Raw genomic sequence first — 14,093 nt, 5'->3', positions numbered from 1 at the left:
GACGAGGAGAGACCTGACATGACCCAAGAACTGACCCACACCATCTGGACCGAGCTCGCCGGTCTCGAGTTCTCGCTCTCGACCGTCGACGCCGGGGGTGTTCCGACCCGTTCGCTGCAGGCCGGGCACGGCGACGAGACGATCGTCTTCCTGCACGGCACGAGCGGCCACCTCGAGGCATTCATGCGCAACATCAAGCCGCATGCCGAGCGCTACACGGTGCACGCGATCGACATGCTCGGCCACGGCTACACCGGCAAGCCCGACTACCCGTACGAGATCCCGCGCTACCGCGACCACCTGCTGGCGTACTTCGACGCCGTCGGCATCGAGAAGGCCCACATCGGCGGCGAGTCGCTGGGCGGTTGGGTCGGCGGACGCACCGCGATCGACAACCCGGAGCGCATCATCTCGCTGCAGCTGCTCGCGGCCGGCGGCACCGTCGCCGTCCCCGAAGTCATGGAGCGCATCCGCACCAGCACGCGTCGGGCGGTCGAGTCCAACGACGTCGAGCTGACCCGCAAGCGCATGCACCTGCTGATGCACGACCCGGCCAACGCGACGGAGGAGCTCGTCGCGATCCGTCACGCGATCTATCAGCAGCCCGACTTCGTCGCCAACATCGACAACCTGCTGTCGCTGCAGGACATGGTCACGCGCCTGCGCAACATCCTGACGCCCGACCAGCTGGCGCAGATCACGGTGCCGACGCTTGTCGTGTGGGGACGCAACAACCCGTTCGGCGACGTCCCCGAGGCCCAGGCGATGCACCAGAACATCGCGGGCTCCGAGCTGGTGCTGTTCGACGACTGCGGCCATTGGCCCCAGCACGAGCAGGCCGCGAAGTACAACGAGCTCAGCCTGGCATTCCTCGAGAAGCACCCGGCGTGAGCGACACGATGCGCGCCGCCCGCATCCACGGATGGGGCGAGGCACCCGTCGTCGAGAGCGTCCCCGCTCCCGTAGCGGGTGAGGGCGAGGCCCTCGTGCGGGTCGAGGTCGCGGCGGTATCGCACCTCGACGTCACCGTGGCCGGCGGCGACTTCGGCATCAAGCCGAACCTGCCCTACGTCGGCGGGGTCGAGGGCTGCGGCGTCGTCGTGACGTCCGACCGCTTCGCACCCGGCACCCGAGTCATCCTGCGCGGCGGCGGCATCGGGCTCATGCGCGACGGCACGTGGGCCGAGCTCGTCGTCACGAAGGACAAGACGCTCACCGAGCTTCCCGAGGGCCTGGCGCCTGCGGTCGGCGCGACGTTCTTCCAGCCGACCACGACGGCCCACACCGCGCTCCACGGCGTCGGACGCCTCGGTACCTGGTTCGCCGACGTCCCGGTGGCCGACGAGCACGTCGCCGTCGCCGGTGCGGCGGGGGCGGTCGGCTCCATGGTCACTCAGCTCGCGCTGCTGAGCGGGGCGAGGGTCACGGCCCTTGTGGCCGACGAGTCGCAGGTCGAGCGCGTCGCTGCTGGCGCGACCGTCGTCGTATCCGGCGACGACGGCGCCCTCGTGGCGCTGGCCACTGATCGTCCGGCGACGCTGCTGGTCGACACGCTGGGAGGTTCCGACCTGCCGGCGCGCGCACGCTGGGTCCGCCCGGGCGGACGCGCCGTGTCGATCGGCTACGTCGCAGGCGACGACGTGCGCCTCGGTCTGTCCAACTGGCTGCTCGACGACGTCGCGCTGCTGCCGGTCAACATGATCCGGCGCGAGCGCGAGGCCCGGGCACTGCTGCCCGAGTTGGCGGCGATGCTCGTGTCCGGCGACCTGACGCTCGACCACGAGACCTTCGGCATGGACGACCTCGGACTGGCTCTCGAGCTCCTTCGCACGGGTCGTGTGCGGGGTCGCGCCGTCGTCCGTCCGGCATAGGCAGCGGTCGTGGACGCCGGGTCGGACGCCGCGCCTGAGGTGCAGCACGCCGCCGAGAGGCTCCGGCACGCCGACTCGGTCCACCGACCGTGCGAGCCCGTCAGCGACCTGATCGGCGAGGACCTGGCTGCGGCCTATGCGGTGCAGCGGCTCGTGACCGAGCTGCAGGTCATCAGCGGGGCCCTCGTGTGGGGCCGCAAAATGCTCGACCTCACCGACTCGCACGACGGACCCGCGGCGGCCGCCGGCACGCTCGTCGACGCGATGGTCGTCCGCGACGACGAGGTCGTGACGGGCCGTGACCTGGTGCAGCCGCGCGTCGCGGTGCGCCTAGCCGTCAGGCTCGCGCGGGATATCGATGCTGATGCTGGAGCCCAGGCGGTGCGGGAGGCGATCGGTGCCGTCGGTGCCGCCCTGGAGGTCGCCGACATGAGGGTCTTCGCCGACCGGGCCACGGCGGTCGATGTCGTCGCCGACAACGCCGGAGCCGGACTGGTCGTGCTCGGACCGGAGCGGTCGCCGCGGGAGGCGCCGGGCCCGTGGCGGGCACGGGTGCTGCTCGACGGTCGCCCCCTGGCACCATCCTTCGAGACCGGCTGGGACCGCACGATAGAGCGCCTCGCCGCGCTCGGGACCGCCGTCGCTCAGCACGGCAGCCCGCTCCGAGTCGGCGAGGTCGTGCTGCTCGACTCGTTCGGCACGGCGATGCCGCTGGTCGGCGACGGCCGGTACGCTGCGGAGGTCGACGGCGAGGTCATCGCCTCGATCCGGTTGGGCGCACCCCGACCAACCACGTCCGAGGAGGCGTCGTGAGCCGTGTGACGCCCCCCGACCTCGAGCACTCGGTCGCCACGGTGCTCGACCACGTCACGCGCGAGCTGCTGCTCGAGTCGGTGTGCGGCATGGTCGACATCGCGAGCCCGACCGGCGGTGAGCGTCCCCTCGCCACCTGGATCGCTGACACGCTCACCGCACGCGGCGTCGACGCGGCCGTCCAGCCGGTCGACGCCTTCCAGGCCAGTGCGGCCGCGACGGTCGCGGGCGGCGTCGGCCCCTCGCTGATGCTCTACGCCCCCATCGACACGTTCACGACGGGTGACGAGTCGCTCGACGTCCCCGCTGCTTCGGAGACGTGGCGGGAAGACTTGGCGGCCCAGGCGGTCGTCGACGGAGACGTCGTCGAGGGTCTCGGCGCCGGCAACCCCAAGGGGCACGCCGCCGTCGTCATGGCGGTGCTGCAGGCCTTCCGCGCGTCCGGCGTCGTGCCGCCCGGCGACGTCATCGGCGCCTTCGGTGCGGGCGGCATGCCGTCGTTCGCCGTGCCGGGCGTCGGCGACCCCGAGCGCGTCAACACGGGTCACGGCGTCGGTGCGGCCCTGCTGCTGGAGCGGGGATTCACGACCGACTACGCCGTCATCGCCAAGCCCGGCTGGCACGTGCTGCACGAGGAGGTCGGACTGGTCTGGATCGACGTCCTGGTGCCTGGTCTCCACACCTATGCCGGCAGCCGCCATCGCCTGCCCTACAGCAACGCCGTCGCCACGGCGGGACGGGTCGCGATCGCGCTGGAGGAGTGGCTCGAGGGCTACGCCGTGCGGCACGAGCACGGGACGATGCAGCCCCACGGCATCGTGTCGTCGGTGCACGGGGGCTTCGACCGGCTCGCGGCGTCGACTCCCGCCCAGGTGAGGCTGCGGCTCGACCTGCGGCTGACGACGCAGCAGACACCTGCCGGGGTCGTCCGCGAGGTCCGCGACGAGATGCGGCGGTTGTCCGAGCAGCTGGGCGTCGAGCTGCTGGTCCGTCAGGTCGCAGCGATCCCCGCGACGCACACGCCGCCCGACTCGCCGGTCGTCCGGGCCGCCGTCGCGGCGTTCGAGAGCGTCGCGGGACACCCGCACCAGATCACGATGGGCAACAGCGGAGCGACGGACGCCAACATCTTGCGGATGCGTGGCGTGCCGACGGCCCGCACGGGCATGCCCAAGGTCACGGCGACGCCCGACGGCCGCGAGATCGACTTCACCCGGGGCATGAACCTCGTCGACGTGCGAGCGATGCGGCAGCTCGCCGAGGTGCTCGTGCGTACCGTCATGCTCCTGCCCGGCGAGCGTGATGACTGACGACGAGGTCCGCGAGGGCGGTGCCAACAGCGTCCTCGGCAAGGCCCGTCTGATCCTCGAGGCGTTCGAGCTCGACGACGACAGCCTCACGCTGACCGAGATCGTCGCCAGGACCGGCATCTCCAAGGCCACGGTGCACCGGCTCAACCAGGAGCTGCTGGAGTGGGGAATGCTCGAGCGGATCGGCCTGGAGTACCGGCTCGGCATGCGTGCCTTCGAGCTGGGAAGCCGAGTGCCACGGTTCCGTGTGCTGCGCGACGCGGTGCGGCCGTACATGGAGAGCCTGCACCACCAGACCCACGAGGCCGTGCACCTCGCGGTGCTAGACGGGCTCGAGGTGCTCTACCTCGAGAAGGTCGCAGGTGCCCCGCAGTCGGCCCGTCCCTCGCGCATCGCGGGACGTCTGCCGCTGCACTCCACCGCGAGCGGCAAGGTGCTGATGGCCTTCGGCCAGACATCGCTCGTCGAGGAGATCCTGGACAGCTCGCCGCTGCAGCGCGTGACCCCGACGACCATCGTGATGCCCGGAGTCCTGCTCGACCAGCTGCGCCGGGTGCGCACCGACGGGTACGCGACCGAGATCGAGGAGACCACGGCGGGATACTGCTCGGTCGCGGTGCCGATCTTCGGAGCGAGCGGCATGCTGCTGGCATCGTTGTCGCTGACGACGCCGGTCGTCCGCGCCGACCTGTCGCGCCACGCGGCGGTGCTGCGCACGGTGAGCCAGAAGGTCGCGGCGGCCCACGCCATCAACTGACGCCCCACGACGGTGACGGCGTGGCTCAGCGTCCCTCGAACTCGGCCTTGCGCTTGTCGAGGAAGGCCTGGATGCCTTCGGCCGCATCGGTGAGCTCGAGGTTGCGCATGACGTGCGCCTCCTCGACGGCCATCGCCTCGTCGATCGGGAGTCCCCAGCCCTCGTCGATGACGGCCTTCACCAGGCCGATCGTGGCCGTCGGACGGGAGGCGAGGCGGTGCGCCTCGCGGGTCACGACCTCGCCGAAGTCGTCACCCGCCACGAGGTCGACGAGGCCCTGGGCCAGCGCCTCGTCCGCCGTGAGCCGGGTGGCGTCCATGATGAGCCGCTTGGCGCGGTGCGGACCGATGAGTCGGGGCAGGCGCTGCGAGCCCCCGGCCCCCGGGAAGATGCCGAGGTCGGTCTCCGGGAAGCCGAACGTCGCCCGAGCGTGCAGGATGCGCAGGTCGCAGGCGAGGGCGAGCTCCGCCCCGCCGCCCAGCGCGTGCCCGTTGAGGGCCGCGACGACGGGCTTGGGAGCACGCTCGAGCAGGCGCTGAACGTCGACCCAGCGACGCATCGCCCGGTAGGTGTCGGGATCGAGACGGCGCATGACCGTGAGGTTGGCACCGCCGACAAAGATGCGGTCCTTGCCGCGGACCACGAGGCAGCGCACCGCGGGATCGTCCAGCACGCTCGGCAGGTGCTCGAGCATCGACTCGATCAGCTCGGGGTCGACGATGTTGACGCGGCCGTGGTCGATCACCACGGTCGCGACGGGACCATTGTGCTCGATCCGGAAGCCGGTGGGCGACGACGTCGTCATGAGAGTGCTCCTTGGTCGTGCAGGTCGGTGAGCTCGGCCGGTGTCAGACCGAGCAGGTCGGAGAGGATGGCGTCGGTGTGCTGGCCGAGCAGGGGTGCCGGCTCCCACAGCCCGCCGGGCGTGGCGGAGAGCCGTGCGACGAGGCCCTCGTGCACGACGGAGCCGGCGAGCGGGTGCTCCAGCAACTGGTAGAAGCCGCGAGCGGCCAACTGGGGGTCGTGCTCGACGAGGTCCCGGCCGTCACGCACGGGGTAGGCGGGCACGCCGTGCGACTGGAGCCGCTCGGCGAGTGGCTCGGCATCGGTGCCCGCCGCGTGCCGCTCCAGGTCGTCGAGGGGCTCGAGCTCCACGGCGGCCACCTCGAGAGCGTCGAGTGCCGCTCGCAGGACGTCGGGTGCCACGGCCCCGACCGCTAGCCACCGGTCGTCGCCCGCCGTGCGCACGGTCCTCGGCATCGAGGACGGCGGTGCCTCGACGGGCAGCTGGCTCTGCAGCAGCGCCGAGCCGAGGTGCGAGGCCATGGCCTCGAGCTGCGACAGGTCGACGTGACCGCCCTCGCCGCGGTGGAGCAGGTCGAGCGTCGCGACGACGGCGGAGTTGGCGGCGACCATGTCGCCAAGACCGAACGTCAGTCCCTGCGGTGCGCGGTCGTGGCGCCCCGTCTCGGCGGTCAGGCCGGACATCGCGGCGAGAGTGTCGGCGAACGTCACGGCGTCACGCCACGGTCCGTCCTGCCCCGTGCCCGCCATTGACACGAGGACGACATCGGGATTGAGCTCGCGCAGTCTCGGGTAGTCCAGCCCCCACTTGGACAGCACGCCGGGGCTGAAGTTCTCGACGACGACGTCGACGTGCGGCACGAGCCTGCGCAGCAGGTGCTGCCCCTCGTCGGTGCGGAGGTTGAGGGCCACGCTGCGCTTGTTGCGGTTGAAGTTGAGGAAGTAGCCGCCGTCCTCGAAGCCGGCCTCGGGGCGCAGCCGCATGCCGGGGGCGAAGCGGGTCGGGTCCTTGCGGTGGAACGACTCGACCTTGACGATCTCGGCACCGTGCTCGGCCAGGGTCTTGGTGACGTACGGTCCGGCCAGCACCCAGGTCAGGTCGAGGACGCGGACGCCGTCGAGCGAGGCGCCGAGCTCGACCGTGGGACGGCGTCGAGTCGGTGCGACCGATTTGGGCGACGCCTCGGACCAGACGTCGTCCACGGCGGCGGGCCGCGGCGGTGCGAGCCGGAGGGGTCGGGGCGCGGACGAGGGCTCCCAGCCGAGTCCCACGTCGCGCAGCCCCTCGGGTTCGTCGATGTCGACGAAGAAGCGGCGTGCCACGAGCTGAGGGTTGGCGAGCAGGGCGGCACCCGAGGCCACCTCGGCCCACGGCAGGGCGCGACGCCGAGCCTCCTCTGCGAACGGAGCGGCCGGCCTGCGTGCGACGAAGCGCGCCACGACCTCGTCGACGTGGGGACGTCCGGCCCAGCGCGCGTCGACATCCTGCCACTTCTCGTCGGCGAGGTCCTCGGCCTCTCCCTCCTCGACCATCCACGCCAGCAGGTCGTCCCACATGCGGGGGCTGCCGGAGTATCCGCCGGCGAGGTAGCCGTCGGCGGCGCGGAACACGCGATGCGCGACGTGACCGTAGACGCCCGACGAGCGTCCAGGCACGGACCGTCCGTGGATCCAGGCGATGGCACCGGTCTCGAGGGTCGCGGCGACGGCCTCCTGGGCCGACACGTCGACGAGCTGCCCCGTGCCGGTGCGGTCGAGGGCGTTCAGGGCCAGCAGCGCGCCGATGGCCCCGTGCGTGCCGGCGAGCTGGAGGCCCTGCTCGCGCGGCGGGGGTTCTGGTGCCTGCCCGGGATCGCCGCCGAGCCAGGCCATGCCGCCCGCTGCGGTGAGGACGGTGTCGTCGGCGAGCCAGTCGCGACGCGGACCGGTCAGCCCGAACGGCGTGATGACGACGTGCGCGACGTGCTCCCACGCCGCCGGGTCGGCCTCGCGCAGCGCGAGGGTGCGCAGGTCGCCGCGGGCACCCGACTCGAGGACGACGTCGGCGCGGGCGACGAGCGACGAGACGACGGCGTCGAGGTGCTCGGCGTCGGGCACGGCCACGCATCGCTTACCGGCATGCCAGTGCAGGGCCTCGGCTCCGTCCGTCCGCTCGCCGTCGATCCTCACGCGGACGACGTCCGAGGCGAGACCGACGAGCAGCCGGGCGGCCTGGTGGCCGAGGGGATCGGTGAGGTCGAGGACGCGCAGCGGTGGGGTGGTCACGGGGTCTCCTGAGTGGTCGAGGCGTCGGCGTCCCACGCCGACGCTGGAAGGCCGCGGTCGCGCAGCCTGCGGTGGACGATCTTGTGGCTGCCCGTGCGTGGTAGGGAGGTCTCGATGCTCACGAAGCGCGGAACCGAGTGGCGGGGAAGGTGCGAGGCGCAGTGTCGGTGCAGGTCGGCAGGGTCGAGATCGGCGCCTGGCCGTGCCACGACGACGAGCAGCACCTCGTCATCGGTCAGCTCGGACGGGACGCCCACGGCGGCCGCCTCCTCGACGTCGGCGTGCGACAGGGCAGCCTGAGCGACGCGCTCGGCGTCGATCGTCACGCCGCGTCGGCGGATGACGTCGGCGGCACGGCCCTCGTGGCTGAGCCAGCCGTCGTCGATCCGGCCGCGGTCGCCGGTGACGAACCAGCCGTCGCGCCAGGCGGACGCCGTGGCCGCGGGATCGCCGACGTACTCCGTGAACGTCAGGCCGGGGTGGCGTGGACGCACGTGGACGGTGCCGATGCTGCCGTCGGGCACGGCCACGTCGTGCTCGTCGACGACGCGCACGTCGTACTCGGGGACCACCGTGCCGGCCCATCCGGGACGCACCTCCCGGCCCGTCGTCGCGACGTCGCCGAGCTCGGTGCAGGCGTAGGCCTGGCGCAGCTCGACCCCGAACCGGTCACGTACCTGCTGGTGGAGCCAGTCGGGTGCCGGGCCGCCGTAGGCCTGCCGCACCTGGTGGGCGACGTCACCGGGGGAGGCCGGCTGCCGCAGCAGCATCGCGCACAGGGCGCCCATGAAGTTGAAGGCGGTGACCTGCTCGTCGGCGGCCGTCGTCCAGAAGCGTGAGGCGGAGAACGGCCCGACGACGACCCGTGCTCCGGAGAGCACGGCGGGCAGGAAGGCGGCGTGCCGGACGTTGATGTGCTGCCACGGGAAGACGTTGAGCAGGACGTCGTGGGAGTCGTAGCCCATCGCGCGCCGTACTCGCTCAGCCTGGCCGAGTCCTGCGCTGCTGGGCAGCAGCGCGCCCTTGGGACGGCCACCCGTGCCCGATGTCACCATGACGGCCGACGGCGCGTCGAGCTCGGCGCGGTGCACGGGTGTCGGACGTGCGGACAGCTCGTCGAGCGACGCGATGCCGGAGCAGCGACCCTCGACGGTCGTGACGGGGTGGGCGGCGTGGTCGCCGAGGCTGGCGAGGAGCGGCTCGGCCTCGAGCCGGGCAGGTGAGGCTACGGTCGTCACGCACCGCGTCGAGTGCGCCAGTGCGCGGGCCAGGACTGGATCGAGTCCGTCGGGAACCGGCAGCTCGATCGCGCCCAGCCACGAGATCGCGGTGGTCAACGCGGCTGCCTCGGGGCCCGCCGGCATGGCCGTGGCCACGGTGTCGCCCGACCTGACGAGGGTCGCGAGTCGTCCGGCCATCGTGAGCGCACGGTCGAGCAGGGCACCGGCGCTGACGGCCGGCCCCCCGACGCGGCGGATCAGCTCCGCGTCCGGGTCGCGGCGCGCGCGAAGCTCGACGGCCTCGGCGAACGACCGCGGACGGGTCACGCCGACTGGGTCTGCTTCTGCGCGACGAGGGTGAGGGCGATGTCGACGATCATGTCCTCCTGGCCGCCGACGAGGCGCCGACGTCCGCACTCCATCAACAGGTCGCGCACGTCGACGTCGTAGCGGGCCGCGGAGTTCTCGGCGTGACGCAGGAAGCTGGAGTAGACGCCGGCGTAGCCGAGCGTCAGCGTCTCGCGGTCGACCCGCACGGGGCGGTCCTGCAGTGGTCGCACGATGTCGTCGGCCGCGTCCTGCAGCTTGAACAGGTCGCTGCCGTGCTCGATGCCCGACAGGTTCGCCGCGGCGACGAACGCCTCGATGGGGCAGTTGCCGGCACCGGCACCGTGGCCCGCGAGTGACGCGTCGACGCGGAACACGCCGTGCTGGACGGCGACGAGCGAGTTGGCGACCGACAACGAGAGGTTCTCATGGGCGTGGATGCCGATCTGCGTGTCGGCGTCGAGCACGTCGCGGTAGGCCTTGACGCGGGCGGCGACGCCGTCCATCGTCAGGCGTCCGCCCGAGTCGGTCACGTAGACGCAGTGGGCGCCGTACGACTCCATGAGCTTGGCCTGCTGGGCGAGCTTCTCGGGCTCGGCCATGTGCGACAGCATCAAGAAGCCCGACACGTCCATGCCGAGCTCTCGGGCCGCGGCGATGTGCTGGGCCGACACGTCGGCCTCGGTGCAGTGGGTCGCGACACGCACCGACCGGACGCCGAGGTCGTAGGCGTGCTCGAGGTCGTCGATCGTGCCGACACCGGGCAGCAGCAGGGTCGTGAGCTTCGCGTTCTGGATGACCGACGCCGCAGCCTCGATCCACTCCCAGTCGGAGTTCGATCCCGGGCCGTAGTTGAGCGACCCGCCGGCGAGCCCGTCGCCGTGGGCGACCTCGATCGCGTCGACGCCGGCGTCGTCGAGCGCGACGACGATGCGCTTGACGTCAGCGGGGGAGATGCGGTGGCGCACGGCGTGCATGCCGTCGCGCAGGGTGACGTCCTGGACGTAGATGGGCGTGCTCATCGGGCGGCCGCCTTCCGGGTGGCGAAGCGCTCGGCGACCTGGATGCCGGCCGAGGTCATGATGTCGAGGTTGCCGGCGAACGCCGGGAGGTAGTCGGCGGCGCCCTCGACCTCGAGGAACACCGAGACCTGGTGCGTGGGCCGCGGCGACGAGGGGTCGTCGAGCAGCGTCTCGACCGGCTGGTCGTGGGGCACGGGGTTGACCTGCACCTCCTGCTTGAGGCGGTAGCCGGGGACGTACGCCGCGACGTCGGCGACCATGGCCTCGACCGAGGCGCGGATGCGTCCCTCGACGTCGGGCTGGCCGTCCGAGACCACCAGTGCGAGCACCGTGTCGCGCATGATCAGCGGGGGCTCGGCGGGGTTGAGGATGATGATCGCCTTGCCGCGGGCTGCACCGCCGACCTCGGTGATGGCGGCCGACGTCGTCTCGGTGAACTCGTCGATGTTGGCTCGGGTGCCGGGGCCGGCCGAGCGCGACGCGATCGAGGCGACGATCTCGGCGTAGGCGACGGGCAGCACGCGGTTGACCGCGGCGACGACGGGGATCGTGGCCTGTCCGCCGCAAGTGACCATGTTGACGTTGGGGGCGTTGAGGTGCTCCTCGAGGTTGACCGCGGGGATGACGTACGGGCCGATCGCCGCGGGCGTCAGGTCGATCATGGTCTTGCCGAAGGGCTGGAGCCGGGCGGCGTTGGCCTCGTGGGCCTTGGCCGACGTGGCGTCGAAGACCAGCTCGATGTCGTCGAAGCCGGGGAGGGCGATGAGTCCCTCGACGCCCTCGTGGGTCACGGTGACGCCCAGCGCCTTGGCTCGCGCGAGGCCGTCCGAGTCGGGATCGATGCCGACCATCGCTCCCATCTCGAGGTGCTCGGAACGGTTGACCTTGATCATGAGATCGGTGCCGATGTTGCCCGAGCCGATGATGGCGACCTTGGTGGGTGTGCTCATGCTGACCTCGCTGGATGGACCTCGGGCTCGCCCCGACGGATGGTGGCGCGTCGGTGGGCCAGGCCCCCGGCGTCGCGACCGCCACTGTCACAGAGCGCGGCGGCCGATGACACCATCCGGTTCCGGTCAGCGATACAGGCTGAGCGCGGGGGTCCGCTGCTCGCAGTCTCCGCGCATCGCGAGCTTGGTGTGCTGCCGGGTGATCCCCGCCGACGCCATGCGCAGGGTACGGACCAACGGCTCGTCGCCCGAGTGCGAGACGGGCACGGTGAGCGACAGGGCGGCGATCACGCTGTGGCCGCTGTCGTAGATCGGGACGGCGAAGCTCTTGAAGCCGATCAACGCCTCCTCGTGCTCGCTGGCCAGCTCGTGCTCGCGGATCGTGTCGAGTTCGCGGCGCAGGGCCGCGTGGTCGAGTTGACTGTGACTCGTGAGCCGCTGAAACCTGTCGGCCAGCACAGCGTCGAGCAGGTCGTCAGCGTGCGGAGCCATGGCCAACAGCAGCTTGCCCGACGCAGTACAGGTCAGGGGTAGCCTGCCGCCGACCTTCGACAATGCGTGAACGCTGCGGGTGCCACCGAGTTTCTCGAGGTAGTAGGTGTGGGTGCCATCGAGTACCGCCAGATGTGCCGTCCCCCGCGTCATGGCGACGAGATCGACCAACACGGGACGCCCGACAGTGCGCAGCAGCGAGGCGCTGCCGACCCGCTGGCTGAGGGCGAACACGCTGAATCCAACGCGGTAGCCATTGTCGACCCTCTCGAGCAGACCGAGCGACACCAGCTCCTGGGCCAGCCGGTACACCGAGGGCTTCGGCACGCCGCTGCGCTGGCTCAGATCGACCAGGCGCAGGGTGTCGTTGTCGTCGAAGGCAGACAGGATCGAGAACGCTTTGCCGAGCACCGAGTTGGGGATGGGGTTGGGCGTGTCCTCGACTGTGTCGATGTCGTGTGCCATGACGCTCATACATGTCTCCTGTTCGACCGGATGTGCTCCCCGTCACGTTATTATCCAAGTGGATAACGCAGAAGTCCAGCGAATCATGCAAATGCAACACAGCGTTTACTTGGGACATCGTCTTGAGACGGTTCGGTCACCGGACCAGCAGCGCGATCGCGTGCGGGAGCGCGTGGCACATTGGCTGAGACCGCCGGGGTCGGACGACGCACAGAGGAGACACCATGCAGAGCGCACAGCTGTTGATCGGGGACGAGTGGGTCTCGGCCTCCGACGGGTCCACCAGCGAGACCCTCGACCCGGCCACAAACACCGTCATTGGGACGTTCGCCGAGGCGACGGCGGCCGACGTCGACGCGGCCGTGGCGTCGGCGCGGGCCGGCTTCGAGTCCAACGCCTGGCAGGGCATGACCCCCGATCAGCGCGGCAAGGTCCTCTGGCGCATCGCCGAGTTGCTCGAGCGGGACGCTGACCAGATCGCCGCGCTGGAGACGCTCGACCAGGGCATGCCGTCGTTCGTGAGCGCGGGCATCAACCTGCCGCTCGCGGCCCAGGTCTTCCGCTACTACGCGGGCTTCGCGACCAAGATCGAGGGCAAGGTGTCGCCGATATCGATTCCCGGCAATCTGACCTATCAACGTCGCGTGCCGCTCGGTGTGTGTGCGCTCATCACGCCGTGGAATTTCCCGCTCGCGATCGCCGCATGGAAGCTGGCGCCAGCCTTGGCGACGGGTAACTCTGTCATCCTCAAACCGGCCGAGCAGACGCCGCTGTCGACTGTGCGCCTCGTCGAGATCTGCCGCGAGGCCGGCGTCCCCGCCGGCGTCGTCAACCTGCTCACAGGCGGTCCCGAGGTCGGCAAGGCGCTGGTCAACCACCGCGGCATCGACAAGATCTCGTTCACGGGCTCCACTGAGGTCGGGCAATACATCGCCCGGGCCTCGGCAGACGACTTCAAGCGCACGACCCTCGAGCTCGGCGGCAAGGCCCCCAGCATCCTGTGCGCCGACGCCGACATCGACGCTGCCGTCATGGGCAATGTGCAGGGTGCGATCTTCAACACCGGCCAGGCGTGCGGTGCGTACACGCGTTTCTTCGTGCACTCCTCGCGCGTCGACGAGTACACCACCAAGCTGGCCGCGGCCGCGGACTCGCTGGTCATCGGTCCGGGTCACCGGGCCGACACCATTGTCGGCCCCCTGGTCTCGCAAGAGCACCTCGACCGGGTCCACTCGTACGTGCAGACGGGCCGCGACCAGGGTGCCGAGCTCATCACGGGCGGCTCGCGGGTCGACGGCGATCTGGCCGAGGGCTTCTTCTATCGTCCGACCGTCTTCGGAGGCGTCACGGACCACATGACGATCGCTCGCGACGAGATCTTCGGGCCTGTGCTGTCCGTCATGGCCTACGATGACATGGACGAGGTCGTCGCCCGCGCGAACGACACCGACTTCGGTCTCGTGGCCGTCCTGTGGACCAAGGATCTCGTCACGGCGCACACCCTGCCTCCGCGGCTGCGTTTCGGCACGGTGTTCGTCAACCAGCTTCCGCTCATCGACCCGGGGGCGCCTTGGGGAGGCTTCGGAATGAGCGGCTGGGGCCGCGAGCTCGGCGAGTACTCGATCGACGGCTTCACCGAGACGCAGTCAACGTTCCTCAATCTCGGCTGACCGCTCTGGAGCATACCTGGTGAAAGGGACGTCTCGAGCGCGCACGACCTTGACCTGGCGGGTGCCACAGGCGCACGTTCGACGGGTGTCGACGACCGGCCGAGGCGCTCATGGTCCTGCGCACCCC

12 protein-coding genes are annotated in these 14,093 nt (G+C 70.9%); 6 read left to right on the top strand and 6 right to left on the bottom strand.

All coding sequences use genetic code 11. The features are described 5' to 3' along the window. Positions 1-18 precede the first annotated feature (18 nt). Genes AC1DVU_RS01515 through AC1DVU_RS01495 form a run of 5 tightly spaced genes read left to right on the top strand, consistent with a single transcriptional unit; the run spans position 19 to position 4,751 of the window. Positions 19-891 carry an alpha/beta fold hydrolase gene (locus tag AC1DVU_RS01515; RefSeq protein WP_476920654.1) on the top strand — a complete coding sequence of 291 codons (873 nt, stop codon included), beginning with the start codon at positions 19-21 and terminating at the stop codon, positions 889-891. Next, a complete protein-coding gene (locus AC1DVU_RS01510) occupies positions 888-1,871 on the top strand; it encodes a quinone oxidoreductase family protein (RefSeq protein WP_476920653.1) in 984 nt (327 codons plus the stop codon). The genes AC1DVU_RS01515 and AC1DVU_RS01510 overlap by 4 nt, the downstream gene beginning before the upstream one ends. A gap of 9 nt (positions 1,872-1,880) precedes the next feature. Then, positions 1,881-2,684, top strand: a complete 804-nt coding sequence (locus tag AC1DVU_RS01505) for a hypothetical protein (RefSeq protein WP_476920652.1) — start codon at positions 1,881-1,883, stop codon at positions 2,682-2,684. Next, positions 2,681-3,994: a M20 family metallopeptidase gene (locus AC1DVU_RS01500; RefSeq protein ID WP_476920651.1), complete on the top strand. Its 1,314-nt coding sequence runs from the start codon at positions 2,681-2,683 to the stop codon at positions 3,992-3,994. Before AC1DVU_RS01505 ends, AC1DVU_RS01500 begins: the two co-directional genes overlap by 4 nt. Next, on the top strand, positions 3,987-4,751 hold the full coding sequence (locus AC1DVU_RS01495) for an IclR family transcriptional regulator (RefSeq protein ID WP_476920650.1): 765 nt from the start codon (positions 3,987-3,989) through the stop codon (positions 4,749-4,751). The genes AC1DVU_RS01500 and AC1DVU_RS01495 overlap by 8 nt, the downstream gene beginning before the upstream one ends. Before the next feature lie 25 nt (positions 4,752-4,776). Here the strand turns inward: AC1DVU_RS01495 and AC1DVU_RS01490 are convergent, their stop codons facing one another. The 6 genes from AC1DVU_RS01490 to AC1DVU_RS01465 form a co-directional block, all read right to left on the bottom strand. After that, entirely contained in the window at positions 4,777-5,556 is a 780-nt protein-coding gene (locus tag AC1DVU_RS01490; RefSeq protein WP_476920649.1) for an enoyl-CoA hydratase/isomerase family protein, read from the bottom strand. Then, a complete protein-coding gene (locus AC1DVU_RS01485) occupies positions 5,553-7,820 on the bottom strand; it encodes a CaiB/BaiF CoA-transferase family protein (RefSeq protein ID WP_476920648.1) in 2,268 nt (755 codons plus the stop codon). Before AC1DVU_RS01485 ends, AC1DVU_RS01490 begins: the two co-directional genes overlap by 4 nt. Then, positions 7,817-9,367, bottom strand: coding sequence for an AMP-binding protein (locus tag AC1DVU_RS01480; protein WP_476920647.1), 1,551 nt, complete (start codon positions 9,365-9,367; stop codon positions 7,817-7,819). Before AC1DVU_RS01480 ends, AC1DVU_RS01485 begins: the two co-directional genes overlap by 4 nt. Beyond that, positions 9,364-10,389 carry a 4-hydroxy-2-oxovalerate aldolase gene (dmpG, locus tag AC1DVU_RS01475; RefSeq protein WP_476920646.1) on the bottom strand — a complete coding sequence of 342 codons (1,026 nt, stop codon included), beginning with the start codon at positions 10,387-10,389 and terminating at the stop codon, positions 9,364-9,366. The genes AC1DVU_RS01480 and dmpG overlap by 4 nt, the downstream gene beginning before the upstream one ends. Next, the gene (locus AC1DVU_RS01470; protein ID WP_476920645.1) at positions 10,386-11,339 is read right to left on the bottom strand and encodes an acetaldehyde dehydrogenase (acetylating); all 954 of its coding nucleotides are present in this window, start codon (positions 11,337-11,339) and stop codon (positions 10,386-10,388) included. The genes dmpG and AC1DVU_RS01470 overlap by 4 nt, the downstream gene beginning before the upstream one ends. 126 nt (positions 11,340-11,465) lie before the next feature. Beyond that, positions 11,466-12,305 (bottom strand): IclR family transcriptional regulator, encoded by an 840-nt coding sequence (locus tag AC1DVU_RS01465; RefSeq protein ID WP_476920644.1) that lies wholly within the window; start codon positions 12,303-12,305, stop codon positions 11,466-11,468. Positions 12,306-12,520: 215 nt separating this feature from the next. Between AC1DVU_RS01465 and AC1DVU_RS01460 the strand changes: the two genes are divergently transcribed. Next, the gene (locus AC1DVU_RS01460) at positions 12,521-13,966 is read left to right on the top strand and encodes an aldehyde dehydrogenase family protein (protein ID WP_476920643.1); all 1,446 of its coding nucleotides are present in this window, start codon (positions 12,521-12,523) and stop codon (positions 13,964-13,966) included. Positions 13,967-14,093 lie beyond the last annotated feature (127 nt).

The sequence above is a fragment of the Aeromicrobium sp. P2_G6 genome, assembly GCF_056403535.1.
Note: the sequence above shows the minus strand (reverse complement) of the source record. Positions and strands in the feature narration are given on the sequence as shown.